A 24,898-nucleotide genomic window follows, 5' to 3' on the forward strand; every position below is an offset into this window, starting at 1 on the left:
TGCTCCATCAGCAATTCTTCTGTCTGCGCGGCTTTGCGCCCGCCCCACGTGTCGCGCGGCCGATGGCCGCAGCGCTGAACGCGGGCGCCCGCGATGATCAACCTAAACGAAAACTTAAACGATATTCTGGGCGAAACCAGCCGCCGTTTCCATGTCGACCGCGACGATCCGCGATACGCCCTGTTCCTGCATGGTCACGCCGATCAGTTGCTGCGCCATTTCCATCGCGATCTTGTTGTGCGAAATGAACAGGAACTGCGTCTTGTCCGACATTGCGCGCACGAGGTTCGCGAAGCGTTCGGTGTTGGCGTCGTCGAGCGGCGCGTCCACTTCGTCGAGCAGACAGAACGGCGCGGGATTCAGCTGGAACATCGCGAACACCAGTGCGGTAGCGGTCAGGGCCTTCTCGCCGCCTGACAGCAGGTGAATCGTCGAATTCTTCTTGCCCGGCGGCTGCGCCATCACCTGCACGCCGGCGTCGAGAATCTCGTCACCGGTCATGATCAGCTTGGCCTGGCCACCGCCGAAGAGACGCGGGAACAGCTCGCCGAAATGACGGTTCACTTCGTCGAATGTGCCTTGCAGCAACGTGCGCGTTTCGCCGTCGATCTTGCGGATCGCGTCTTCGAGCGTTTCGATCGCGTTGTTCAGGTCGGCCGACTGCGAATCGAGGAACGTCTTGCGCTCGGTTGCGGCCTTCAGTTCGTCGAGCGCAGCCATGTTGACCGGACCGAGCGCCGTGATGGCGTTGTTGATCCGCGTAACTTCGCCTTGCAGGTAGGACGGCTTCATGTCCGGCGTGAGCTTGGCCTGCAACTCCGCTTCATCGACGCCGGCTGCCGCCAGTTGCTCGATGAACTGCTCGCCGTTCAGGCGCGCGGCCTGTTCCTTCAACTGCAATTCGTTGATGCGGTCACGCAGCGGTTGTAGCGCACGCTCGGCGCTCAGACGGGTTTCGTCGGCGGCACGCAGCTTGGCCGTCAGGTCGTCCAGCTCCAGACGCGTGGCGTGCAGCGCTTCTTCCTTGACCGCGCGGATATCGAGCGCGTCCTGCAAACCGGTATGCGCGGTTTGCTCGTTGATCGTTTCCAGTTCGGCGCGCGCATCTTCCAGCGACGCAGCGACGCGCTCACTCTGCTCGTGCGAGACCTGAATGCTGCGCTTCAATTCGTCGATGCGGTTCGCCATGTTGCGCGCCGCGAAGCGCGCGTCGGTGGCGGCCCGATCGAGATCGCGCGATTGGGCGCGCGCGGCGGTAAGCGATTCGTCGAGCGCTTCGAAGGCCATCTGGTGATCTTCGAAACGCGCCTGCAATTCGGCGAGTTCGGAATCGTGACGCTCGAAGTTCGCTTCCGATTCGCCACGCAAAGCGCGCTGCTCTTCGATCTGCGCGGTGATTTCTTCGAGCTCTTCGCGGATTTGCGTGCTGCGCTGCGTGTAACGCTCATGCGCTTGCGCAAGCTTGAGCACGTCCATCTGCAAGGCGTGCACGCGTTGGGTTGCGCGCTCCGACTGTTGACGCACATCGGTCAACGCTTGCGCGGCTTGCGTGTGTGCGGCTTCAGCGCGGATTGCGGCGGCCTTCGCCTCATCGGCGAGCAAAGCCTGCGCGCGCACCTGACGGCCCAGGTTTTCGATTTCCTGCTGGCGGGCCAGCATGCCGGCCTGTTCGGAATCGGCGGCATACAGTTGGACGCCGACGCGCGTCACTACATGGCCGGCCTTGACGACGAACGAGCCGCCTTCCGGCAATTGCGCGCGCATGGCGAGCGCCTGTTGCAGATCGTCAGCAACGAAGGCGAGGCCAAGCCAGTCATTCAGCACGGCGCGAATGCCTGCGTCGTCGATACGGACCAGCGACAGCAACGGACGCAGACCCGCCGGCGCAGCAGCCGGCTGACCGGCTGCGGGCGGCGCGTAGAACGCGAGCTTGGCGGGCGGCGCGTCGGTGGCGAACGCCTTGACCCAGTCGAGGTTCGACACTTCGAGGGCGGCGAGCCGCTCACGCAGCACCGCTTCGAGCGCGGCTTCCCAACCGGCTTCGACGTGCAGCTTCTTCCACAGACGCGGCAAGCCGCTCAGCTCGTGCTTTTCGAGCCACGGCTGGATCTTGCCTTCGGTCTGGACGTTTTCCTGCAGTTGCTTGAGCGCGGCAAGGCGTGCGTCGAGCTGATGAATCTGTGCGCTTTCCGACTGCACGCGTTCCTGCGCAGCGCGCCTTTCGCCGTCGAGACGCGGCAGCGTTTCCTGCGCGTCGGCAAGACGGGCCTGCGCGTCGTGCAGGATTTCTTCGTGCTCGGCGAGCTGCGCGCGCATGTCTTCGAGCTGCGCTTCGTCAGGGGCATCCAGACCGCCCGCTTCCGACTTCAGCCGTTCGTGACGCTGCTGCAACTGCTGCAATTGCTGATCGGCATTACGCTGATGCGCCGCTTCGAGCTTGAGTGCCTGTTCGGTCTGCGCGATACCGCCGCGCTCGGCGTTCAGTTCGGTCTGCGCATCGCGCCAGCGCGCTTCGAGCGCGGGCATCGCATCATGCTTGGCGGCGGCCTCGTCTTCGGCCAGCGCGGCCTTTTCGTCGGCGACGGCCAGTTGTTCCTCAGCGTCTGCAAGATCGTCTTGCGCCTTCTGCGCCTGCGACTGCCACTGCTCGCGCTGCGCGGTCAACGCGGCAATCTGCGCCTGTGTGCGGTTACGCGACTCGACAATGAACTTGATCTCGGCCTCGAGGCGGCTGACTTCGGCATTCGCCTCGTACAACGCGCCTTGCGCGCCCTGCATCGCGTCGCTGGCGGAGTAATGCGCCACACGCAGCGTTTCGAGTTGCGCTTCGACTTCACGCAGCTTCGCGGTTTGCGCTTCGAGGTCGATCTGCGCCTGTTCGATCGCGCGTTGCTGGCGTTCCTGCTCGCCGCCGGCTTCGTTCTTGCGCAGCAGCCACAACAGACGCTGCTTCTCTTCGCCGTCGGCCTGCAAATCCTTGTACTTGGTCGCGACGATTGCCTGCGCCTCGAGCTTCTCGAGGTTGGCACTGAGTTCGCGGACGATGTCTTCGACGCGGATCAGATTCTCGCGCGTGTCGTGCAGACGGTTCTCCGTCTCGCGGCGGCGTTCCTTGTACTTCGACACGCCCGCGGCTTCTTCGAGGAACACGCGCAGCTCTTCCGGCTTCGCCTCGATCAGGCGCGCGATCATGCCCTGCCCGATGATCGCGTACGCACGCGGCCCGAGGCCGGTGCCGAGGAAGATGTCCTGAATATCGCGGCGGCGCGCCGGCAGGTTGTTGATGTAGTAGCTCGAGGTGCCGTCGCGCGTCAGCACGCGCTTGACGGCGATTTCGGCATACTGCCCCCACTGCCCGGCGGCGCGGCCGTCGGCGTTGTCGAACACGAGTTCGACGCTGGCGCGGCTACCCGGCTTGCGCGCGGTCGAGCCATTGAAGATCACGTCCTGCATCGACTCGCCGCGCAGCTCGGAAGCGCGCGATTCGCCGAGCACCCAGCGCACGGCGTCGATGATGTTGGACTTGCCGCACCCATTGGGTCCGACCACGCCGACAAGCTGGCCCGGGACCTGGAAATGCGTGGGATCGACGAATGACTTGAAGCCAGCGAGTTTGATCGAGGTCAGACGCACGGCGATTTCGCTGTTTGAAAAGGGAAAATAAAAGGTGGCTCGTGAAGGCCGCGCCAGCCGTTCGCCGATGCAGCGAAACGGCCCGCGAACCCCCGCGACACGGGCGCCAACTGCACGCGATGAAGCATGCGCCGGCTAATGAGGGGCAATCATACCATCGCGCGGGAGCGGTTCTTAGCGTCCTTACGGTCCGCACCGAGGTCGGCGTCGCGGTCGGCGTCTCGGTCAACATCAAGACCCGCATCCTGATTGGCCGGATCGGGCGGTAAAGCCTTGGTCCGGTGCACCCAACTGGACAATGCCGACGCCAGCACGATGCACGCGCCGCCTGCCCATTCGCGCGGGCCCGGCGACTCGCCGGCGAACAGCCATGCGGACAAAGCCGTCACCACGATCTCGAACAGCATGATGATCGAGGCCCGATTGGCCGGCACGCGCGCGAGTCCGTACTGCACGAGCATATTGTTCGACGCCAGCAGAAAACCGAGGCCGAGCACTAGTAACGCGGCCGTGCCGAGATGCGCGCCGGTTGGCGGTGCCGGCATCGCCTCGAACAGCGACGCACAGGCGCTGAAAATCGCCGCGCCGCCGAAGATCGTCGCGGTGCGCATTTCGGGCTTCATCTCAGGCAGCACGCGGCTCGTCTTGAGGATCAGGACGTTGCTCATCGCGAAACCCATGCCGCCCGCGAGCCCCGCCCATTCGGCGAGATTGCCGGGCACCGGGACACCCAGTTGCGGCGACCACAGCATGGTCATCGCGCCGGCCAGCGACAGCGCGGCAAGGCCTGCGCCCGACCAGGTGAGGCGCTCGTGCAGGATAAAGTGCGCAAAGAGCGCGGTCCAGGCGGGGGTGAGATAGAACAGCAGCAGGACGCGCATCACCTCGCCGTGGATCGAGCCCCACACGAAACCGAGATTGGTTACGCCGGCTGCCAGCGCAAGGGCCGGTAGCAGCCAGTGCCAGCGCACTGTCTTGAGCGCACGATGGCGCACCAGCAGAACGAACAGACAACCGGCGGCGCTCGTCAGTGCGCTTGCCGCCGTGCCGGTCACGCCAAGCGCATTCAGCATGCGCAGCGGGTACCAGATCATCCCCCATACCGAGGCGCCCAGCATGATCGCGAGCGTGGGCCAGCCTGTGCGAAGCCAGTTGCTCATGATGCAAGGCCCCCGCGGCGGTTGCTGCTCCTGCAGGCGATGTTGCTGACTTTACAGACGGCGGCGTTCTTGCGCCCGCTTCGTCCGAATCGTGCGGATGTCTCCATTGCTGCTACAAACATTGCTGCTCCCGCTTCTTTTTTGCGCGAACCGTCTGCGGTTCGCGTCGTTCCCGCTGCGTCGCATTGCCTGCGCCGCCTGGCGGGTTGCGCCGCGTCTTACACCCGGGGCGCCACCACGAATTTCCCGTACGCGCCGCCACGCTATAATCATTCGCTCGCCGCCGCTGCCGCCCTTTTCGCGTGTTTCATGCGTTTTCCGGTCAGCATGCGTGCCAGCATTCCTCTGCGCCCATCTTCGATCAGGCTCGATCCGCCCAGTGAACCCGCTACTCGACTCCCTTCAGCCCTATCCGTTCGAAAAGCTGCGTGCGCTTTTCAAGGACATCACGCCGCCAGCGGCCCTCGCGCACATCAGCTTCGGCATCGGCGAACCGAAACATCCCACGCCCGCGCTGATTCGCGACGCGGTGATCGCCTCGCTCGGCGGCCTGGCGGCGTATCCGGCCACCATCGGTTCGCCTGCACTGCGCGAATCGATCGCGAAATGGGCGACCCAGCGCTACAACCTGCCGCCGGTCGATCCGGCCACCCAGGTGCTGCCGGTGGCGGGCTCGCGCGAGGCGCTTTTTGCGCTCGCACAAACGGTTATCGACCCCAAGCTCAACGCGAACGGCGAGCCTGCGATCGTACTCTGTCCGAACCCGTTCTACCAAATCTATGAAGGCGCCGCGCTTCTGGCCGGCGCGCAGCCGTACTTCGTGAATAGCGACCCGGCGCGCAACTTCGCCTGCGACTATTCAGCCGTGCCAGCAGACATCTGGGCGCGCACGCAGCTGCTGTACGTGTGCTCGCCGGGCAATCCCACGGGCGCCGTGCTCACACTCGACGACTGGCGCGAGCTGTTTGCCCTGTCGGACCGTTACGGCTTCGTGATCGCCTCGGACGAGTGCTACTCGGAAATCTACTTCGACGAAGCCAATCCGCCGCTCGGCGGTCTGGAGGCGGCCCACAAGCTCGGCCGCGGCTTCGAGCGCCTCGTGATGCTCTCCAGCCTGTCCAAGCGCTCGAATGTGCCAGGCATGCGCTCGGGCTTCGTGGCGGGCGACGCGGCGATCCTGAAAGACTTCCTGCTATACCGGACATACCACGGCACGGCCTTGTCCACGGTGTTCCAGAGTGCCAGCATCGCGGCCTGGAATGACGAAACGCACGTGCGCGAGAACCGCGCGAAGTACGTGCAGAAATTTTCCACCGTGACGCCGATGCTCGCCGAGGTGCTCGACGTGCGCCTGCCGGACGCCGCGTTCTACCTGTGGGCGGACGTCTCGCGCACGGGCCTCACGGACACCGAGTTCGCCCAGCGCCTCTACGCCGACTATAATGTGACGGTTCTGCCGGGCTCGTTCCTCGCGCGCACTGCGCATGGCGTGAACCCCGGCCGCAATTTCGTGCGCATGGCGCTCGTCGCCGATGTCGACGAATGCACGCAGGGCGCACAACGGATCGTCGATTTTTGCCGCGCGCTCGCGGGTTGAGGTTTTTCGCGAATTTTCATATTCGGCAACCCCGCGCACCGCACTCCCTTCTTCAGACTTCAACTCTTCAGAAAAGCACGCATATGTCGCAACAACTTCAGCAGATCATTGATACCGCCTGGGAAAACCGCGCCGACCTGTCGCCGAAGGCCGCGCCGGCCGAGGTGCGCGAAGCCGTCGCCCACGCCATCGAGCAACTGGACAAGGGCGCGCTGCGCGTGGCCGAAAAGAAGGACGGCGACTGGGTCGTCAATCAATGGCTGAAGAAAGCCGTGCTGCTGTCGTTCCGCCTGGAAGACAACGTGGTGCAGCCGGCTGGCGGCTACTCACAGTTCTACGACAAGGTGCCGTCGAAGTTCGCCAACTACACCGCTGAAGACTTCGCCGCCGGCGGCTTCCGCGTGGTGCCGCCCGCCATCGCGCGCCGCGGCTCGTTCATCGCGAAGAACGTCGTGCTGATGCCGTCGTACACCAACATCGGCGCTTATGTCGATGAAGGCACGATGGTGGACACGTGGGCGACTGTCGGTTCGTGCGCGCAGATCGGCAAGAACGTCCACCTGTCGGGTGGCGTGGGCATCGGCGGTGTGCTGGAGCCGCTGCAGGCGAACCCGGTCATCATCGAAGACAACTGCTTCATCGGCGCGCGTTCGGAGGTGGTGGAAGGCGTGATCGTCGAAGAAAACTCGGTGATTTCGATGGGCGTGTACCTCGGCCAAAGCACCAAGATTTACGACCGCGAAACCGGCGAAGTCACGTATGGCCGCATTCCGGCGGGTTCGGTGGTGGTGGCGGGCAACCTGCCGTCGAAGGACGGCTCGCATAGCCTCTACTGCGCCGTAATCGTCAAGAAGGTCGACGCCAAGACGCGCGCGAAGGTCGGCCTGAACGAGCTGCTGCGAGGCGACTGATGGCACGCGGCACCAAGACCGTCGTCTACGGCATCCCGAACTGCGACACTGTGAAGAAGGCTCGTGTGTGGCTCGAAGAGCACGGCGTCGAGTTCGAGTTCCACGACTTCAAGAAGCACGGCGTGACTGAGCCGCTGGTTCAGGACTGGCTGAAGGACGTCAAGCTCGACGCATTGCTGAACCGTCGCGGCACGACCTGGCGTGGCCTGTCTGACGACATGAAGGCGGCGGCGGAAACGCAGCCGGGCGCGATCGCGTTGATGATTCACAAGCCGTCGGTGATCAAGCGGCCGGTGCTGGTGGTCAACGGAAAGGTCAAGTCGCTCGGTTTTTCCGCGGACGAATACACGGCGCTGTTTGCCTGACGCTGATTGTTAGCGCGCAGTCCCGCTTGCGTGACTCGACGCGCGGGACTGAACGCCAGGCTCAGCGCCTCGCTCGAGTGCAACGAGTAGTAAAACGCGGCCTCGCCGCGTTGCTTAAAAGCTGTTGCCGGCTGCGGTGTCCCACCGCCAGCCGGCATTTTTTCATTTCAAAGTGGCTTGTACTGAATCCATGTCCGGCACCCTCGCCCTTACCGAACAACTGATCGCGCGCGCGTCTGTCACGCCCGACGACCAGCATTGCCAGCGCCTCCTGATCGAACGCCTGTCCGCGCTCGGCTTCGAGCACGAGACGATCGAATCGAACGGCGTAACCAACCTGTGGGCCGTCAAACGCGGCGTCGACGGCACGCGCGGCAAGCTGCTCGCCTTCGCCGGCCACACGGACGTCGTGCCGACCGGCCCGCTCGAACAATGGCACTCGGCGCCGTTCGAGCCGACCCATCGTGACGGCAAGCTCTACGGCCGCGGTGCGGCGGACATGAAGTCGTCAATCGCCGGCTTCGTGGTGGCAAGCGAGGAGTTCGTCGCGGCGCACCCCGCGCATCGCGGCTCGATCGCATTCCTGATCACGAGCGACGAAGAAGGCCCCGCCACCGACGGCACCGTCAAGGTCGTCGAGGCGCTGCAGGCACGCGGCGAGCGCATGGACTACTGCATCGTCGGCGAACCGACCTCGAGCGCGCAGTTCGGCGACATGGTGAAGAACGGCCGGCGTGGTTCCATGTCGGGCAAGCTCATCGTCAAGGGCGTGCAAGGCCATATCGCCTATCCGCATCTGGCGAAAAATCCGGTGCATCTGCTCGCGCCCGCGTTGGCCGAGCTGGTCGCCGAACGCTGGGACGACGGCAACGAGTACTTCCCGCCCACCACCTGGCAGGTGTCGAACATCCATAGCGGCACCGGCGCGACCAACGTCATTCCGGGCCATGCGGGCGTGATGTTCAACTTCCGCTTCTCGACGGCGAGCACAGTGGAAAGCTTGCAGGCTCGCGTCCATGCGATCCTCGACAAACACAATCTCGAATACGACCTGCAATGGACCGTGAGCGGCCTGCCGTTCCTCACGCCGCGCGGCGACCTGTCGAACGCGCTGGCTAAAGCGATCAAGGACGAAACCGGCGTCACGACCGAACTGTCGACCACCGGCGGCACCTCGGATGGCCGCTTCATCGCCCGCATCTGCGAGCAGGTGATCGAATTCGGCCCGCTGAACGCCAGCATCCATAAGATCGACGAACACATCGAAGTCGCACACATCGAGCCGCTGAAGAACGTGTATCGCCGCGTGCTCGAACAACTGATCGCCTGACCAAGGAATTTCTGCGATGACGCTCCCGTTTTCCACTGTCCGCGACCTGCTGCGTTTCGCGGTGTCGCGCTTCAACCAGGCCGAGTTGTCGTTCGGCCACGGCTCGGCCAACGCCTACGACGAAGCCGCCTATCTGATCCTGCACACGCTGCATCTGCCGCTCGATCTGCTGGAGCCATTCCTCGACGCGCGTCTCTCCCCGGCCGAAGTCGACGCCGTGCTGAACGTGATCGAGCGCCGCGCGGGCCAACGCGTGCCGGCCGCATACATCACGCAGGAAGCGTGGATGCACGGCTTTCGCTTCCACGTGGACGAACGCGTGATCGTGCCGCGCTCGTTCATCGGCGAGTTGCTGCAGGACGGTCTGCAGCCGTATGTCGAAGATCCTGAACAGGTCGGCGCCGTGCTCGAACTGTGCACAGGCTCCGGCTGCCTTGCGATTCTCGCGGCGCACGCCTTCCCGAACGCGGATATCGACGCCGTCGATCTCTCCGCGCCCGCTCTCGAAGTGGCCACCCGCAACGTCGCGGACTACCATCTCGACGACCGCATCGCCCTCTTCGAAGGCGATCTGTACGCGCCGCTCGCCGAGCGCCGCTACGACGTGATCATCAGCAATCCGCCGTATGTGAACGCCACATCCATGCAGGAACTGCCCGCCGAGTACAAGCACGAGCCGGACATGGCTTTGGCAGGCGGCGCGGACGGCATGGACATCGTGCGCCGGATCATCGCCGAAGCGCGCAACTGGCTGACCGAAGACGGCGTGCTGGTGGTCGAGATCGGCAACGAGCGCGCGAACGTCGAAGCGGCCTTCGGCGGCCTCGATCTGGTCTGGCTGTCGACGAGTGCCGGCGACGACAACGTGTTCCTGATTCAGGCCGCGGACCTGCCGGTGTAACGTTTTATCGCCGGACCGCCGGACCGCTTTATCGCACGACACGCGCGGCAGACGTTCATTGCCTGCCGCGCATGTCGCAGCGCCTGGCCGCACAGGCCAGCACCGCCCACCTCTCCCCCGCTCACCCCGCATTCGCGGAATCCCCGAAGACGCTGAACCATCACACCACCCCAACTCACGCACGTTCGGTAAGATGGGCGCGGTCAGCTGCACGCTGCGCCATCAGGCAGCAGCGGTAGCGCCCTGCCAACCCTTCGTCCGCCTATGGAATTCGACCTGCTTCACATCGGCACGCTGGTCGCCCTCGCCCATATTCTCGGCGTGGTGGCGGCGTGCCACGCGATTCTGAACACCCGCACATCGCAAGGCGCGATCGCATGGGCCGTGTCACTGGTCGCCATGCCGTATCTCACGCTCGTCCCGTATCTGTTCCTCGGCCGCAGCAAATTCCAGGGTTACGCGGACGCCCGCCGCATCGAAAACGAATTGCTGCGCACGCGCGCCCATCCTCAGGCATGGGACACGCTGGCCTCGTCGGCCGGGCTGCCTACCCAGGAACTTGGCGCGAGACTCGTGCATTCGCTCACGCGCCTCGGTGGCATGCCGTTCCTGCCGGGCAATTCCGTGCGCACGCTGGTCAACGGCGCCGCCACTTTTGAGGCGATCTTCGAAGCGATCGAAGGCGCACGCCATTACGTGATCGTGCAGTTCTTTATCGTGCGTGACGACGCGCTCGGCGAGATGCTTAAGGACGCATTGATCGCGAAAGCGCAGCAAGGCGTGCGCGTCTATTTCCTGTACGACAGCATCGGCAGTTTCGATCTGCCCCACCGCTACGTGGCGGCGCTGCGCGCGGCCGGCGTGGAGACGCACCCGTTCGCCACCAATCGCCGCTTCGTGAACCGCTTGCAGCTGAATTTCCGCAATCACCGCAAGATCGTCTCGGTGGACGGTGAGCGCGCGTTTGTCGGCGGACACAACGTTGGGGTCGAATATCTCGGCAGCAAACCGCCCCTGTCGCCATGGCGCGATACGCATATCGAAGTGCGCGGCCCGGCCGTCGCCAGCATCCAGTTCGTGTTCACCGAGGACTGGCACTGGGCGACCCAGCAGTTGCCCGAGTTCGCCATGCCGGCTTTCCAGCCCTCCGACGAGGGCATGCACTGCCTCGTCGTGCCGAGCGGTCCGGCCGACAAACAGGAAACCTGCTCGCTCTTCTTCGTCGAAGCGATCAATGCGGCACGCGAGCGGATCTGGATCACCACGCCTTATCTGATCCCCGACGAAGCCGTATTCTCAGCGTTGCGACTGGCCGTGCTACGCGGGGTGGATGTGCGCATTCTGATTCCGTGCCGCCGCGATCACCGCGTGGTGTTCGCCGCCTCGAAACTGTATGCGTACGACTCGCTGCGCGCGGGCATCCGCATTTTCCGCTACCAGCCAGGCTTCCTGCACCAGAAGGTCGTGCTGATCGACAGCGCGGCGGCGGCCATCGGCAGCGCCAATCTCGACAACCGCTCGTTCCGCTTGAACTTCGAGATCATGGTGCTGACCGTGGACCGCGGCTTCGCCAAGGATGTCGAAGCGATGCTGCTCAAAGACTTCGCGGAGTCGCTCGAAATCGACCGCACCGAGTACCGCAACGCGAGCGCGCTGCGGCGCGTGTTGATGCACGTGGCGCGGTTGTTCTCGCCGATCCTGTAGCGTCCCTGCCACCGCGCCGTGCCTTACAACTGCTTTTCGATGTCCTCGACAATCGCCTCGGGCTTGGTCAGCGGCGCATAGCGCTTCACCACGTTGCCGTCGCGGCCGATCAGGAACTTGGTGAAGTTCCATTTGATCGCTTCGAGCCCCAGCAAGCCCGGCGCCTCGCCCGTCAGATAGCGGAACAGCGGATGCGCATTGGCGCCGTTCACGTCGATCTTGTCGAACATCGGAAAGGTCACGCCGTAATTCTTTTCGCAGAAACTGCCGATCTGCGTAGCGTCACCCGGTTCCTGCTTACCGAACTGGTTGCACGGAAAACCGAGCACCGCGAGGCCGCGCGCCGCGTACGTGTCATAAACCTTCTGCAGACCCGCGTACTGCGGCGTGAACCCGCATTCGCTCGCCGTATTGACGATCAGCAAGACCTTGCCCTGATAGCGCTCAAGGCTCACTTCCTCGCCACCAAGCGTACGTGCGGAAAACGAATAAATCGATGTCATATGCTCCCCCGTGAAAGCCGTCAGTCTATGCCAAAAGCCGCGCCGGTACAGTCGGCCGAATGGCCGATCCTGGCCGGGCGCCCGGTGTCAGCCCCAGCAGTCTAAAATAGCGTTTTTCTTCAGTCGGCCTCTTCGTGATCCGCTTTAACCAGTTCAGCCTCGCGCGCGGCACCAAGCCGCTCTTTGAAAACACCACGTTCACCCTCAATCCCGGCGAGAAGGCCGGCCTGGTGGGGGCGAACGGCGCGGGCAAGTCGACGCTGTTTGCCGTTCTGCTCGGCGAGCTGCACGCCGACGCCGGTGATTTCTCGATCCCGCCGAACTGGCAGATCGCTCACGTCGCGCAGGAAACGCCCGCAGCGGACAAAACCGCCCTCGCCTACACGCTCGACGGCGACGCTGCCCTGCGCGCGATCGAAGCGTGCATCGCCGAAGCCTCGGCGGCGCATGACGGCGCCGCGGAAGGCGAAGCGCACGCCGCCTTCGCCGATGCCGACGGCTACACCGCGCCCGCCCGCGCCGAAGCCTTGCTGCTCGGCCTCGGCTTCACGCTCGAACAAACGCGCGAGCCGGTTAGCAGCTTTTCTGGCGGCTGGCGCATGCGGCTGAATCTGGCGCAGGCACTGATGTGCCGCTCCGACCTGCTGCTGCTCGACGAACCGACCAATCACCTGGATCTCGACGCGATCGTCTGGCTCGAAGACTGGCTGCACCGTTATCCCGGCACGCTGATCGTGATCTCGCACGACCGCGAATTTCTCGATTCGGTCTGCAACGTCACGCTGCATCTGGAGCATCAGCAGATCAAGCGTTACGGCGGCAACTACTCGCAGTTCGAAATCCTGCGCGCGCAGCAGATCGCCTTGCAGCAAAGCGCGTATGAGAAGCAGCAGCGCACGGTCGAACATCTGCAGAGTTACATCAACCGTTTCAAGGCGCAGGCCACCAAGGCACGCCAGGCGCAAAGCCGCGTGAAGGCGCTCGAAAAGATGGAGATGATCGCGCCGGCGCATGCGTCCTCGCCCTTCACGTTCGAATTCCGCACGCCCGATTCCGCACCGAATCCGATGATGGTGATGGAAGACGTGCGCTGCGGCTATCGCGGTGAAGACGGCGAAATTCCCATCGTCGACCATGTGATGCTGTCGATCCAGAACGGTCAGCGCATCGGCCTGCTCGGCGCGAACGGCCAGGGCAAATCGACGCTGATCAAAACGCTCGCCGGCACGCTCGAAGCGCTCGGCGGCCATGTGCGCGAAGGCAAAGGCCTGCGCATCGGCTACTTCGCGCAGCATCAGCTCGAAACGCTGCGTCCGGACGACACGCCGCTGCAGCATCTGGCGCGTCTCGCACCGGATACGCGCGAACAGGAATTGCGCGACTTCCTTGGCAGCTTCAACTTTTCCGGCGAGATGGCGACCGCGAAAATCGCGCCCTTCTCGGGCGGCGAAAAGGCCCGTTTGGCGCTCGCGCTGATCATCTGGCAAAAGCCGAATCTGCTGCTGCTCGACGAACCGACCAACCACCTGGATCTCGAAACGCGTCACGCGCTGACCATGGCGCTCGCGCAATTCGAGGGCACGCTGATTCTGGTGTCGCACGACCGGCATCTGCTGCGCGCCACCACCGATGTGTTCATGCTGGTGGCCAAGCATCGTCTGCAGGAGTTCGACGGCGATCTCGACGACTACCGCGACTGGCTGCTGCAACATGCCGCCGACCAGCGCGCAGCGCTCAAGGCGGGCACGGCATCAGACGGTGCGTATAGCGCGGACAGCGGCGTCAATCGCAAGGAGCAACGCCGTCTCGAAGCGGAAACGCGTCAAAAGCTCGCGCACCTGAAAAAACCGCTGCAAAGCCGCATCACCAAGATCGAAAAGGAAATGGACGCGCTCAACGCGGAGAAGGCGAAGCTCGATGCATTCGTCGTCGATCCGGCCAGTTACGAGCCCGAGCAGAAGAGCAAACTGACGGAAGCGATCCGCCGTCAGGCAGATGTGAACGCGCGCCTCGAAACGCTCGAAGCCGAATGGCTCGAGACTCATGAGGAACTCGAACAAATCGGCTAGCGGCAGGCTGTTCGCGGTCCGCGCCGGCATCGATCGGAGGTAGCCCTTGTCACCCGTGAGCTCGTCTGAGTCCTCATCTGAGTCGTCTGATGCTTCAGCCGCGCCATCGGTTGCGCCGTCGTCCGCAGCGGCGCCTGCCCCGCTGCAAGGCCTGCGTGTGCTGGACCTGACGCGCCTGCTGCCGGGTCCGGTCGCCGCCTTGCGGCTCGCAGAACTCGGCGCAGAAGTGCTCAAGATCGAAGCGCCCGGCGCGGGCGATCCCACCCGCACGATGATGCAGTCGTCCGGCGACCGCGTAGCGGGCCGCCCCGGCGCGTTTTACCGGCTGGTAAATCGCGGCAAGCGCGAGACGCGCCTCGACCTCAAATCGGATGCGGGACGCAATGTATTGCGAGCGCTGGCGGCCGAATCAGACGTGTTGATCGAAAGTTTCCGTCCCGGCGTGATGGAGCGCCTCGGCGTCGGCTACGAAACCCTGCGCGCGCTCAATCCGAGGTTGGTGTACTGCGCGATCAGCGGTTACGGGGCCAGCGGTCCGTTTGTCGACCATGCCGGTCACGATCTGAACTACATCGGCTACGCGGGCGTGCTCGATCAATTGGCAGGCCGCGACGGTACGCCGATCCTGCCGAATTTCCAGATTGCCGACCTGCTCGGCGGCGCGTTGAGCGCGGTGACGCAGATTCTCGCCGCGCTATGGCACGTGTCGCGTGGCGGCGAGGGCCGCTTCGTCGACGTATCGATGACGCACGCCACCTATGCGCACAACGTCGTCGCGCAAGTGGCGCTCGCCAATGAAGGCGCCGCGCCCGCGGCTGGCGCGAGTCTGCTGAACGGCGGCGTGCCCTGCTACAACCTGTATCGAACGCTCGACAATCGCTGGCTCGCCGTCGGCGCGCTCGAACTGAAGTTCTGGGAAACGCTCTGCATGGCGCTGGATCGGCCCGAATGGGCGACGCGGCACTGGAGCCTCGGCCAGGCGATTGGCGGCCCGGACGCTGCTGCGCTGACGCAAGAACTGGCCGACCTGATCATCAAACGGCCGCTGGAAGAATGGGTATTGCTGCTGGAATCGCTGGACTGCTGCGTCTCGCCGGTACTGACGCCAGCGGAAGCCGCGCAGCACCCACTGTTTAACCGCGAGGCGTACGCGGCGATGAACGAAGGCCAGAACGGTTAAGCACTACCTCGCAGTGCAAAACCTTAGCGCCGCACCACCGTTTGCCGCGGCAAAACCTGGCGCGGCGTTTTTTCGTCGTCGTACAGGACATGCTTGCGGCCTTCCACGTGACGGTTGATCGTCGCGCGAACTTCGGCGGCGGTGACATCTTCGGCCACCACCCGGCGCGAAATCTGCCCGGTCGTGTCGATCCACTCGACAATCCGGCAGGCACCACCCCAAGGCTGGCGAATCGGCTCGGAGACGCGGCAGCCGCGCACCTGCATGGGCCGCTCGGCCACGGTTTCGTATGACTGTTTCAAGGCGCGATCCTTTTTCGGGCATCAGAAGGGATGCAATACCCTGCCAGCTTAGGAAAAAGGAATGTCGGGTAGGTTACAGCCAATATGGAGATATTTACTGGCCATTACGGACGGACAGGCGCCCGCAGGCGCCGGAACCCCGTCTAGTCAAGCGTGCGGACCCGATCGATGGCCTGTTCGATCCGTTCCACCGCAACAACTTGTAAGCCTTCAATCGGCTGTTTCGGTGCATTGGCCTTCGGAATGACCGCCACCGAAAAGCCCAGTTTGGCGGCTTCCTTAAGACGATCCTGACCGCGCGGCGACGGCCGGATTTCGCCGGCGAGGCCCACTTCGCCGAATACGACGAGCCCCTTGGGCAGCGGCTTGTTGCGCATCGAAGAGTGAATCGCGAGCAGCACGGCAAGGTCGGCCGCGGGCTCGGTGATCTTCACGCCGCCCACCGCGTTCAGGAACACGTCCTGATCGAAACAGGCAATGCCGGCATGCCGGTGCAGCACCGCCAGCAGCATCGCCAGGCGGTTCTGTTCCAGCCCTACGGCAAGGCGCCGCGGGTTCGGCGCGTTGGCCGCATCGACCAGCGCCTGCACTTCGACCAGCAGCGGCCGCGTGCCTTCCTGCGTCACCAGCACGCACGAGCCCGGCACGGATTGCTCGTGCTGCGACAGAAACAAAGCCGACGGATTGGCGACACCGCGCAGACCGCGCTCGGTCATCGCGAACACGCCGAGTTCGTTGACCGCGCCGAAGCGGTTCTTGATCGCCCGCACGAGGCGGTACGACGAATGTGTGTCGCCCTCAAAGTACAGCACCGTATCGACGATGTGCTCGAGCACGCGCGGCCCGGCGAGCGCACCTTCCTTCGTCACGTGGCCGACCATGATGATTGTGGTACCCGACTGTTTGGCAATGCGCGTCAACTGCGCCGCGCACTCGCGCACCTGCGCGACCGAGCCAGGCGCCGAGGTCAGCGCGTCGGAGTAAACGGTTTGAATCGAGTCGATCACGGCGACGTCCGGCCGCTGCTCGGCGATGGTCGCCTGAATTTTCTCGAGCTGGATTTCCGCCAGCAGTTGCAATTCGCTCGCCTTCGAGCCGGGTTCCAGTAACGAAAGTCGTTGCGCACGCAACGCAATCTGTGCGGCCGATTCTTCGCCGCTGATATAAAGCGCGCGTTTGTCCGCGGCAATTTCCGCGAGCGACTGCAGCAGCAGCGTCGATTTGCCGATGCCCGGATCGCCGCCGATCAGCACTACGCCACCCGGCACGAGACCGCCGCCCAGCACACGATCGAATTCGCTGACGCCGGTCGAGAAGCGCGGCACGTCGGACGCTTCGATATCGGCGAGACGCCGCACAGGCGCACTCTTCGCGAGCGACTGGAAGCGATGCGTGGACGGCGCCTCCGCGACCGATTCCACCAGCGTGTTCCACGCATTGCATGACGGGCACTGTCCGGCCCACTTCGGCGATTGGCCGCCACATTCACTGCAGATGTACAACGTCTTCTGTTTAGCCACGCGCCCCTGCCTGTGTTGCTGTTCTTTGGATTGATGCGTTCGCCGGGGTCCTCGGTGAGCAGTTCAAACTCCAACTCACCGTGGACCTCACTGCGACCGTCTTTGGGATTGTCTTTGCACCGTCAAGGAGACCGCCAGCGCGGCGGCCCACACAGCCAGCCTGTCAGTGCCGCGCCTTACTCCGCCCGCACCGGCACACGCGGCGCCACCGCGCACATCAGCTCGTAGCCGATCGTGCCGCACGCCTGCGCGACGTCGTCGATCGGCAGGGACGTACCCCACAGCTCGACGCGCGAGCCGACATTGGCTGTCGGAATCGGCGTCAGGTCGACGGTCAGCATGTCCATCGACACCCGTCCGACGATCCGCGTCCGCACGCCGTCGACGATCACCGGCGTGCCTTCCGGCGCGACCCGCGGATAACCGTCCGCGTAACCGCAGGCCACTACGCCGATGCGCATCGCCCCACGCGCCTTGAACGCCGAACCATAGCCGACCGTATGGCCTTCGGCGAGCGTCTGCACGGCGATCAGTTCGGAGGCGAGCGTCATGGCCGGTTGCAGGCCGGTGCCAGCGATCGCGGCCGTCACGCCCGAGGGCGACGCGCCGTACATGATGATGCCCGGGCGGACCCAATCGAAGTGGGCTTCGGGATGCCACAGCGTGGCCGCCGAATTCGACAGGCTGCGCGCACCGGCAATGCCTTGCGCGCCGCGCTCGAACGCTTCCATCTGATGGGCAACGCCACGCTCGCCGTCAGCATCCGAGAAATGGGTCATCAACGTGATCTGGCCGACGCCCTGGCAGGCCCGCGCGCGCTCCCACGCGGCGCGGAATTTTTCCACCGTGTAACCGAGGCGGTTCATGCCGGTGTTCATCTTCAGCTGGATATTGACGGGCTTGGACAGGCGCGCCATTTCGAGCATGCGCAGCTGCTCGTCCGAGTGCAGCGCCGTGGTCAGGCTGTAACGGTCGATCACGTCGATATCGGTCGGGCGAAAGAAGCCTTCGAGCAACAGAATCGGGCCTGCCCAGCCCAATTCACGCAACTTCACCGCCTCTTCCAGGTCGAGAAGACCAAAGCCGTCGGTTGCGCGCAAGCCGGGAAAAGCACGCGCGAGGCCATGCCCATAGGCGTTTGCCTTGACCACGGCCCAGATCTTGGATTTTGGTGCGTAGCGCCGGGCGACGGCGAGGTTATTGGCGAGTGCGGCAGTGTGGATCGTGGCTGAGAGGGGGCGCGGCATGGGTAATTTTCGTAAAGACGCTTGCGAATCAGGAGCTTACAGGGCGTTTTCAGTGCTCGGCAGCCCGCTGGGCGGTGCGATCAAGGATTCTGCTAGTCCGAATCCAGCTATTTTCATGATATAAAGCCGTGCGCACAACCCATTTCGAACGGTATAAGCCCGGACGCTTTGCACACGGCCGGGGCGGACAGACCGCAGCGAGGACAGCATCGCATCAGATGAAAAAAGGTTTTTACACCATCATGGCCGCGCAGTTTTTTTCGTCGCTGGCCGACAATGCGCTTCTGATCGCTGCTATCGCACTGCTGAAAGATCTCCACGCCCCGAACTGGATGACGCCGCTGCTCAAGTTGTTCTTTGTGCTGTCGTACGTCGTTCTGGCCGCCTTCGTGGGCGCCTTCGCCGACTCCCGGCCGAAAGGCCACGTGATGTTCGTCACCAATACCATCAAGGTGGTTGGCTGCATCACGATGCTGGTCGGCGCGCATCCGTTGATCGCCTATGGCATCGTGGGTTTCGGCGCGGCGGCCTACTCGCCCGCCAAATACGGCATTCTTACCGAACTGCTGCCGCCTGACCGGCTGGTCGCGGCGAACGGCTGGATCGAAGGCACCACGGTCGGCTCGATCATTCTCGGCACCGTGCTCGGCGGCGCGCTCATCAGCCCGCACATTGCCGCACCGATCCTCAGGCACCACATCCCTACCGTCAACACGCCCGCTGAAGCAGCGATGCTGGTGATCATGGCCATCTACGTGATCGCGGCGCTCTTCAATCTGCGCATTCCCGACACCGGCGCACGCTATCCGAAACAGGAACGCGGCCCGATCAAGCTGGTCACCGATTTCGCCGACTGCTTTCTCGTGCTGTGGCGTGACAAACTCGGTCAGATCTCGCTCGCCGTCACCACGCTTTTTTGGGGCGCCGGCGCGACGCTGCAATTCATCGTGCTGAAGTGGGCCGAGGTGTCGCTGAACATGTCGCTTTCGGAAGCGGCCATTCTGCAAGCGGTAGTTGCGGTGGGCGTAGCAGTTGGCGCGATTTACGCCGCCTCGCGCGTGCCATTGAAGAAGTCGCTGACGGTACTTCCGGTCGGAATCATGATGGGTATCGCCGTCATGCTGATGGCCTTCTACACACGCGATCTGTTCCCCACGCATTGGGGCCTGTATTTCGGCCGCGTGCATGTGCCGGGCTATCTGATCGTCGCGTATATCTTCCTGATGATCGTCGGCGGCTTGTCGGGCTTTTTCGTCGTACCGATGAATGCGCTGCTCCAGCATCGCGGCCACGTGCTGCTGTCGGCAGGGCACTCGATCGCCGTGCAGAACTTCAACGAAAATCTCTCGGTGCTCGTGATGCTGTGCCTGTACGCCGTGCTGGTGTGGCTCGATGTGCCGGTTACGGCGGTGATCGTGCTATTCGGCACCTTCGTCTGCGTGATGATGTGGTTCGTGATGCGCCGCCACCAGGCGAATCAGCGCGCGTTTGACTCGGTCGCGCTAATCGGCGAAGTCAAGCACTGACCCGCGGCGGGTACTGCTCCTGGTAGTGCCCGCGCCTTCCCCCTTTCCTCGCTTTGCCATGACTCAACCCATTCCCAATGTGCTGACGATCGCCGGTTCCGATTCCGGCGGCGGCGCCGGCATTCAGGCCGATCTGAAGGCTTTCTCGGCGCTCGGCGCTTACGGCGCGAGCGTGATCACCGCGCTCACCGCGCAGAACACGCGTGGCGTCACGGCGATTCATGCGCCGGAGCCCGCCTTCATTACCGCGCAACTCGATGCGGTGTTCGACGACATCCGTATCGATGCCGTGAAGATCGGCATGCTGGCGAATGCGGGCATCGCGCGTGCGGTCGCCGAAGCGCTGCGGCGGCACAAACCGAAGCACGTCGTGCTCGACACGGTGATGATTTCGAAGAGCAATCACGCGCTGTTGCTGCCGGATGCGGTTGCAGCGGTGCGCGACGAGTTGCTGCCGCTGGCCGATCTGTTGACGCCGAATCTGCCGGAAGCCGCGGCTTTGCTGGGCGTGCAAGCTGCCACCGACGAAGCCGGGATGGTCGAACAAGGTGAAGCGTTGCGTGCGCTTGGCGCGCGGGCGGTGCTGATGAAGGGCGGTCATTTGAGCGCGGCGGACAGTCCCGACTGGCTCATACTGGAAAGCGGCACGCTGCGTTTGGGCGGCCCACGCGTGCCGGTGAAGAATACGCACGGGACGGGCTGCACGCTGTCATCGGCAATTGCGGCACTGATTCCGCAGCGCGCTGATCTGGCGAGTGCGGTCGCCGACGCCAAGCTGTATCTGACCGGCGCGTTGCAGGCGAGCGATCAGCTGGATGTCGGCAGAGGCGTCGGGCCGGTGCATCATTTTTATCGGTGGTGGTGAGGGGCTGGGACAGGGGCGCGCATGGCTACGCCTGGCGATGCGGCCCGTTCGACTCAGACGCTGGGTTCAACGGCGAATCTGATCGGAAGGCAACGGCCACGCGTCGGGTAGCTCGGCGTCAATCTCGCCAACAGTCCTGCTACTTCCGCGCGTAGATCTGCGCCTGCTCTGGCCAATCGTCCGGCACGATAAAGCCGCGCGAAAGTTCTGCAATAGTACCCGCGCCGTCACTGGCGAACGCCGCGACCATCGTTGGTCCATGCTGATGTGATGTTTGTTCAGCAAGCATCTGCTGATCGACGAAAGCAAACCCTGCGGCCTGGGCTGCACCCTCTTTATGCCGCCGCGGCGCGAGCCATTCCAACCGTGGCAACACACGCCACATTTGCGCATGCGCCTCGGCAAAGTCTGCCCATTCGCTGCGGGTTACCCACCAGCCTCGTCCATGCGACGGATCGAGTTCGACAGGATCAGCCGGCGTCTCGCCCGCACGATAGAACAGCCAGCCTTTGATGAACATCTGCGGCGTCCACGGCCCTGTGTGACCGACCGATGCGAACTCTTCGCGCGCGCTCAACGGCAGTTGATGATTCAGAACATGCGCGAGCTTCAGATCGAAGCGGTCTTTCAGATTCGGGCCGACGTAATCGGCTAAGCGCGCCACCGATTGCGTGGCCGACTGCGCGCGGCTCTCGCCCGCATGCAGATAGCACTTCACCGCCAGCTCCCAATGCAGCCGCGCGCCCTGCTGCGTCTGCACGAGAAAATCGCATTCACCGAGCGTGACGCCCGAGCGCCGCAACGGCACGCCGGCCGCGACCAGCCGCGTCGCCGGCCCGTTTTGCAGGAACCATCCGAGCAACCGCTCGGCGTAGCGGCCAAGACGCGTGATACGCGTCGCGGCGAGATCGCGGTGCAGGTCGGCCGGATCGGCGTCCAGCGCGCGTAACCAGTCGACGGTTGCGTCAGCTTCCTGCGGCGTGTCGAAAGGACTCGCGAGCGCACCAACCGGTGGTTGCGCGCGCAACAAATCGGCGCTCAGCAGCAGCCACGCGAGATCGCGCACGGCCGGTTCGTGCAATGTATCGAGCAACTGTTCGAGGACCGCCGCCGATGTGCCGGGCGCGGCGGCAAAGCGCGCCGCCGGCCCGTTCGCGTCCGTCACTTTGCCGCGTTGGACGGCACGCCGCCCGCAGCGAGCCACGTGTCGCGCGCGAGGCACAGGTCCGCCCAGGCCTTCGCCTTGTCGGGCAGGCTGCGCAGCAGGTACGCCGGGTGATAGGTGACGATAACCGGCACGCCTTCGTATTCGTGCACGCGGCCGCGCAGCGATGAAATGCTCGCTTCGGTCCTGAGCAGACTTTGCGCGGCGAAGCGGCCGAGCGCGACGATCACTTTCGGCTTGACCAGCGTGACCTGGCGTTGCAGATAAGGCTCGCAACGCGCGACTTCGTCCGGCTCAGGATTGCGGTTACCCGGCGGGCGGCACTTGATTACGTTAGCGATATAGACGTTGCTGTCGCGCGCGAGCGTCAGCGAACGCAGCATATTGTCGAGCAGCTTGCCGGCCTGGCCGACGAACGGCTCGCCCAGCCGATCTTCGTTCTCACCCGGCGCTTCGCCGATCAGCATCCAGTCGGCGTTGCGATCGCCGACGCCGAATACCGTGTTCGTGCGTTTCTCGCACAGACGGCAGCGTTCGCAGGCAGCGACCTGCTGGCTCAATGCGTCCCAGTCGAGCGTCTGGATCGATGAGGGCTCGGGCGCGTCGCGGCGCGCTTCAACGGGAGCGTGAGCGTGGGACGGCTGGTCGTCGAACCATGCGAAATCGTCGTCGGGTGGTGCGTCGAACGGCGGTGGCTCGGGTGTACGAGACTGCTGCGGTGGCTGCCGCGTTTCGACAGGCGCCGGCATGGGCCGTGACGAATCGCTTGCACGTGCGGGAGTCTGACGATCGAATCGATCGCGCGTTTCCGCAGGTGGCGGCGCTTGATCCGCGCGTACCGGCGCACGGCGCTCTCCCTGCAGTTGTGCCGAATCGGCTTGTCCAGCTTCGCCGGTTCGCATCGCGGGCCGCGCGACGTCCCGGCCATCCTGAGCGAGCATGGACGACGATGGTTCACTCCCCGTCATCCGCGGATCTTCGCGACGCGCTACCTGATCCGCCAACCCGGCACCGCCCTGCTCGGCAGCGGCTTCGACTACGGGTTCCTGCGCCGCCGACATCCCGCGACGCACCCACAGCGGCGCGAGTCCGAACTCTTCCAGTACCGATTCATGCAGCGCCATCTGCGCCCTCCGTGGCAAACGAGAAACGCATCACGATGGCGTCCTCCCGGCTGCGATGCCGCGCCGGATAATAGTTTTTGCGCCGGCCAATCGACGCAAAGCCAAACCGCTCGTAAAGCCGGATCGCCCGGTGATTCGAGGGCCGCACTTCGAGCAGCAAACCTTCGAGTTTTTCAGCGCGCGTAATGCGCACCGCTTCACGCAGCAGCGCGAGCCCGGCGCCGGCACCTTGCGCAGCGGGCGTCACGCACAAATTGAGCAGATGCATTTCATCGACCACCGGCATCAGCACGCAATAGCCGATCAGCGAGCCCGTTACGTGACGCATGCAGATGCCGAAATAGCCGTTGCGCAGCGAGTCGCCGAAATTGCCGCGGCTCCAGGGGAATTCGTAGGCGATCTTTTCGATAGCCGCGACCTCGTCCAGATCGGCTTCGGTCATCGGCGACATATAGCGATCCGCCAGCAACACCCCGCTCATTGCCGGCCCTCACCTTGATCCGCTTCATGCGCCACCTTGGCAGCCTGTTCGGCCTTGGCGGCTTTTTCAGCGACGCGTTCCGCCGTAGTCTGGGCAACCTTGTCGCGAATGTATTCCGGCGCGGCCTGATCCGCGGGCACGGTGCGGCCGGCGCGAAACGCGCGCAACGCCGCGTGCGCGAGCGGCACAGCATGCGGCAGCGCTTCGCTGTCGACGGTCCGCGCAGCCGCGACGGCGGGCAGCCGCGCGCCGAAGGCCGCAGCAGCGTTGCCTGCCAAAGTGAATGGGACGTCGGGCAACACGAGCCGTTCCGGCGCGTCCAGCGAAGCCGCCTGTAGCGTGCGCCATTCGCCAACGGCCGCGTCCCAGGCGTAGTCGGCCCAATAGATTTCGTCCATCCGGGCGTCGAGGGCAGCAAGCACGCGGGTCGCCGACGGATCGCGCAACCGTGCGCTTTCCGCGCAGGCCAGCAGCGTGCTGACCGGCACGACCGGCAGGTTCAAGCCGAACGCGAGGCCTTGAGCGACGCCCGTCGCGGTGCGAAGACCCGTGAATGAGCCGGGGCCGGAGCCGAAGGCGATGGCGTGGCAGTCCGCCAGTTTCAGGCCAGCTTCGTCGAAAAGTTCGCGAATTGCGGGCAGAAGGCGCGTGCTGGAGACTGCGCCGGTTTGCTCGTGGCGCATCCAGATCCGGGGTTCGGCGTTGCCTTGGTCCGCTGTCTGGTTCGCCGCGCCGCCGACGGCGGACAGGAGCGCTACCGAGCAGAATTCGGTCGAGGTATCGAGAGCAAGAAGCACAGTTTGAGTCATGGACCGTATTGTAATCGGCACGGCGCGTGCAGATGCGGTTTTGGGTGTGCCTGCCGGGCGGGCATGAATGTTTGGAATAAGCCCTCGGCCCCGCCGCCGCATGCAGTTGTTATGATCATCGGCCCAGCCAGAACCAACCCCGCCAGCCGGGCAAAAACCACCATGACAGACATCAACGCGCAATTCGTCCAGGCCCAGGAAGACGCCAAGCAACTGCCCGAGCGTCCGGGCAACCTTACCCTTCTGCGCCTTTATGCCCTCTACAAGCAGGCGATCGACGGCGACGTCCACGGCGACAAACCCGGTTTCACCGATATCGTCGGCAAATACAAGTACGATGCGTGGGCCGCGCTCAAAGGCACCGCGCCGGACGCCGCAAAGCAGCAATACGTCGAACTGATCGAAGCCCTCAAGAGCGGCACCGCCGCCTGAATCTGACCCCGCGGCTAAATCCGTCGCCCGGACTTGGCCGCGGCAGCCCCGCGGGCAAGTCCTTAGGTGTGGCC

General features: G+C 64.2%; 21 protein-coding genes. 11 read left to right on the forward strand and 10 right to left on the reverse strand.

The features are described 5' to 3' along the window. Nucleotides 1-114 precede the first annotated feature (114 nt). Together smc and BM438_RS05610 are read right to left on the reverse strand one after the other, a co-directional pair. Nucleotides 115-3,633: a chromosome segregation protein SMC gene (smc, locus tag BM438_RS05605; RefSeq protein WP_093633341.1), complete on the reverse strand. Its 3,519-nt coding sequence runs from the start codon at nt 3,631-3,633 to the stop codon at nt 115-117. A 149-nt stretch (nt 3,634-3,782) separates the two neighbouring features. Beyond that, nucleotides 3,783-4,793: a DMT family transporter gene (locus BM438_RS05610; RefSeq protein ID WP_093633342.1), complete on the reverse strand. Its 1,011-nt coding sequence runs from the start codon at nt 4,791-4,793 to the stop codon at nt 3,783-3,785. A gap of 379 nt (nt 4,794-5,172) precedes the next feature. Here BM438_RS05610 and dapC point away from each other — a divergent pair, with 379 nt between their 5' ends. From dapC to cls, 6 genes are all read left to right on the forward strand, one after another. Next, nucleotides 5,173-6,390, forward strand: coding sequence for a succinyldiaminopimelate transaminase (gene dapC, locus BM438_RS05615; protein WP_093633343.1), 1,218 nt, complete (start codon nt 5,173-5,175; stop codon nt 6,388-6,390). An 83-nt stretch (nt 6,391-6,473) separates the two neighbouring features. Further along, nucleotides 6,474-7,301 (forward strand): 2,3,4,5-tetrahydropyridine-2,6-dicarboxylate N-succinyltransferase, encoded by an 828-nt coding sequence (gene dapD, locus BM438_RS05620; RefSeq protein WP_054041009.1) that lies wholly within the window; start codon nt 6,474-6,476, stop codon nt 7,299-7,301. Beyond that, complete coding sequence (locus tag BM438_RS05625; protein ID WP_093633344.1) at nt 7,301-7,666, forward strand: ArsC family reductase; 366 nt, start codon at nt 7,301-7,303, stop codon at nt 7,664-7,666. Before dapD ends, BM438_RS05625 begins: the two co-directional genes overlap by 1 nt. Before the next feature lie 190 nt (nt 7,667-7,856). Next, complete coding sequence (gene dapE, locus BM438_RS05630; protein ID WP_093633345.1) at nt 7,857-8,996, forward strand: succinyl-diaminopimelate desuccinylase; 1,140 nt, start codon at nt 7,857-7,859, stop codon at nt 8,994-8,996. A 16-nt stretch (nt 8,997-9,012) separates the two neighbouring features. After that, the gene (gene prmB / locus BM438_RS05635; protein WP_054041015.1) at nt 9,013-9,897 is read left to right on the forward strand and encodes a 50S ribosomal protein L3 N(5)-glutamine methyltransferase; all 885 of its coding nucleotides are present in this window, start codon (nt 9,013-9,015) and stop codon (nt 9,895-9,897) included. 264 nt (nt 9,898-10,161) lie between these two features. Then, nucleotides 10,162-11,601: a cardiolipin synthase gene (cls, locus tag BM438_RS05640; RefSeq protein WP_093633346.1), complete on the forward strand. Its 1,440-nt coding sequence runs from the start codon at nt 10,162-10,164 to the stop codon at nt 11,599-11,601. Nucleotides 11,602-11,624: 23 nt separating this feature from the next. Here cls and BM438_RS05645 read toward each other — a convergent pair whose 3' ends face one another. Beyond that, complete coding sequence (locus BM438_RS05645) at nt 11,625-12,104, reverse strand: glutathione peroxidase (RefSeq protein ID WP_054041016.1); 480 nt, start codon at nt 12,102-12,104, stop codon at nt 11,625-11,627. A gap of 134 nt (nt 12,105-12,238) precedes the next feature. Between BM438_RS05645 and BM438_RS05650 the strand changes: the two genes are divergently transcribed. Both BM438_RS05650 and BM438_RS05655 read left to right on the forward strand, forming a co-directional pair. Further along, nucleotides 12,239-14,173: an ATP-binding cassette domain-containing protein gene (locus BM438_RS05650; RefSeq protein WP_093633347.1), complete on the forward strand. Its 1,935-nt coding sequence runs from the start codon at nt 12,239-12,241 to the stop codon at nt 14,171-14,173. Between the two features lie 142 nt (nt 14,174-14,315). After that, on the forward strand, nt 14,316-15,353 hold the full coding sequence (locus BM438_RS05655; RefSeq protein WP_093633640.1) for a CaiB/BaiF CoA transferase family protein: 1,038 nt from the start codon (nt 14,316-14,318) through the stop codon (nt 15,351-15,353). A 23-nt stretch (nt 15,354-15,376) separates the two neighbouring features. Here the strand turns inward: BM438_RS05655 and BM438_RS05660 are convergent, their stop codons facing one another. From BM438_RS05660 to alr, 3 genes are all read right to left on the reverse strand, one after another. After that, nucleotides 15,377-15,655, reverse strand: coding sequence for a DUF2866 domain-containing protein (locus BM438_RS05660; RefSeq protein WP_093633348.1), 279 nt, complete (start codon nt 15,653-15,655; stop codon nt 15,377-15,379). Nucleotides 15,656-15,798: 143 nt separating this feature from the next. Next, entirely contained in the window at nt 15,799-17,175 is a 1,377-nt protein-coding gene (gene radA, locus BM438_RS05665; protein WP_054041018.1) for a DNA repair protein RadA, read from the reverse strand. 176 nt (nt 17,176-17,351) lie between these two features. After that, nucleotides 17,352-18,422, reverse strand: coding sequence for an alanine racemase (gene alr, locus BM438_RS05670; RefSeq protein WP_093633349.1), 1,071 nt, complete (start codon nt 18,420-18,422; stop codon nt 17,352-17,354). A gap of 218 nt (nt 18,423-18,640) precedes the next feature. Here alr and lplT point away from each other — a divergent pair, with 218 nt between their 5' ends. Both lplT and thiD read left to right on the forward strand, forming a co-directional pair. Next, the gene (gene lplT, locus BM438_RS05675; protein ID WP_093633350.1) at nt 18,641-19,948 is read left to right on the forward strand and encodes a lysophospholipid transporter LplT; all 1,308 of its coding nucleotides are present in this window, start codon (nt 18,641-18,643) and stop codon (nt 19,946-19,948) included. Between the two features lie 58 nt (nt 19,949-20,006). After that, nucleotides 20,007-20,813, forward strand: coding sequence for a bifunctional hydroxymethylpyrimidine kinase/phosphomethylpyrimidine kinase (thiD, locus tag BM438_RS05680; RefSeq protein ID WP_093633351.1), 807 nt, complete (start codon nt 20,007-20,009; stop codon nt 20,811-20,813). 139 nt (nt 20,814-20,952) lie between these two features. Here thiD and BM438_RS05685 read toward each other — a convergent pair whose 3' ends face one another. The 4 genes from BM438_RS05685 to tsaB are packed head-to-tail and all read right to left on the reverse strand — an operon-like array spanning nt 20,953 to nt 24,392. After that, on the reverse strand, nt 20,953-21,978 hold the full coding sequence (locus tag BM438_RS05685; protein ID WP_093633352.1) for a DUF1853 family protein: 1,026 nt from the start codon (nt 21,976-21,978) through the stop codon (nt 20,953-20,955). Then, nucleotides 21,975-23,102, reverse strand: coding sequence for a uracil-DNA glycosylase (locus BM438_RS05690; RefSeq protein ID WP_093633353.1), 1,128 nt, complete (start codon nt 23,100-23,102; stop codon nt 21,975-21,977). Before BM438_RS05690 ends, BM438_RS05685 begins: the two co-directional genes overlap by 4 nt. Next, nucleotides 23,089-23,583 carry a ribosomal protein S18-alanine N-acetyltransferase gene (rimI, locus tag BM438_RS05695; RefSeq protein WP_093633354.1) on the reverse strand — a complete coding sequence of 165 codons (495 nt, stop codon included), beginning with the start codon at nt 23,581-23,583 and terminating at the stop codon, nt 23,089-23,091. Before rimI ends, BM438_RS05690 begins: the two co-directional genes overlap by 14 nt. After that, nucleotides 23,580-24,392, reverse strand: coding sequence for a tRNA (adenosine(37)-N6)-threonylcarbamoyltransferase complex dimerization subunit type 1 TsaB (gene tsaB, locus BM438_RS05700; protein WP_093633355.1), 813 nt, complete (start codon nt 24,390-24,392; stop codon nt 23,580-23,582). The genes rimI and tsaB overlap by 4 nt, the downstream gene beginning before the upstream one ends. Before the next feature lie 162 nt (nt 24,393-24,554). On the opposite strand from tsaB, the gene BM438_RS05705 reads away from it, so the two are divergent. Then, nucleotides 24,555-24,824: an acyl-CoA-binding protein gene (locus BM438_RS05705; protein ID WP_054041059.1), complete on the forward strand. Its 270-nt coding sequence runs from the start codon at nt 24,555-24,557 to the stop codon at nt 24,822-24,824. Nucleotides 24,825-24,898: the final 74 nt, after the last annotated feature.

The organism is Paraburkholderia aspalathi (assembly GCF_900116445.1).
Taxonomy (GTDB): domain Bacteria; phylum Pseudomonadota; class Gammaproteobacteria; order Burkholderiales; family Burkholderiaceae; genus Paraburkholderia; species Paraburkholderia aspalathi.

Bases quoted from the DNA above. Each gene is read 5' to 3' on its own strand.
- BM438_RS05610 (WP_093633342.1), bottom strand. From the start codon at position 4,793: ATGAGCAACTGGCTTCGCACAGGCTGGCCCACGCTCGCGATCATGCTG.
- dapD (WP_054041009.1), top strand. From the start codon at position 6,474: ATGTCGCAACAACTTCAGCAGATCATTGATACCGCCTGGGAAAACCGC.
- BM438_RS05625 (WP_093633344.1), top strand. From the start codon at position 7,301: ATGGCACGCGGCACCAAGACCGTCGTCTACGGCATCCCGAACTGCGAC.
- dapE (WP_093633345.1), top strand. From the start codon at position 7,857: ATGTCCGGCACCCTCGCCCTTACCGAACAACTGATCGCGCGCGCGTCT.
- prmB (WP_054041015.1), top strand. From the start codon at position 9,013: ATGACGCTCCCGTTTTCCACTGTCCGCGACCTGCTGCGTTTCGCGGTG.
- cls (WP_093633346.1), top strand. From the start codon at position 10,162: ATGGAATTCGACCTGCTTCACATCGGCACGCTGGTCGCCCTCGCCCAT.
- BM438_RS05645 (WP_054041016.1), bottom strand. From the start codon at position 12,104: ATGACATCGATTTATTCGTTTTCCGCACGTACGCTTGGTGGCGAGGAA.
- alr (WP_093633349.1), bottom strand. From the start codon at position 18,422: ATGCCGCGCCCCCTCTCAGCCACGATCCACACTGCCGCACTCGCCAAT.
- lplT (WP_093633350.1), top strand. From the start codon at position 18,641: ATGAAAAAAGGTTTTTACACCATCATGGCCGCGCAGTTTTTTTCGTCG.
- thiD (WP_093633351.1), top strand. From the start codon at position 20,007: ATGACTCAACCCATTCCCAATGTGCTGACGATCGCCGGTTCCGATTCC.
- BM438_RS05690 (WP_093633353.1), bottom strand. From the start codon at position 23,102: ATGGCGCTGCATGAATCGGTACTGGAAGAGTTCGGACTCGCGCCGCTG.
- rimI (WP_093633354.1), bottom strand. From the start codon at position 23,583: ATGAGCGGGGTGTTGCTGGCGGATCGCTATATGTCGCCGATGACCGAA.
- tsaB (WP_093633355.1), bottom strand. From the start codon at position 24,392: ATGACTCAAACTGTGCTTCTTGCTCTCGATACCTCGACCGAATTCTGC.
- BM438_RS05705 (WP_054041059.1), top strand. From the start codon at position 24,555: ATGACAGACATCAACGCGCAATTCGTCCAGGCCCAGGAAGACGCCAAG.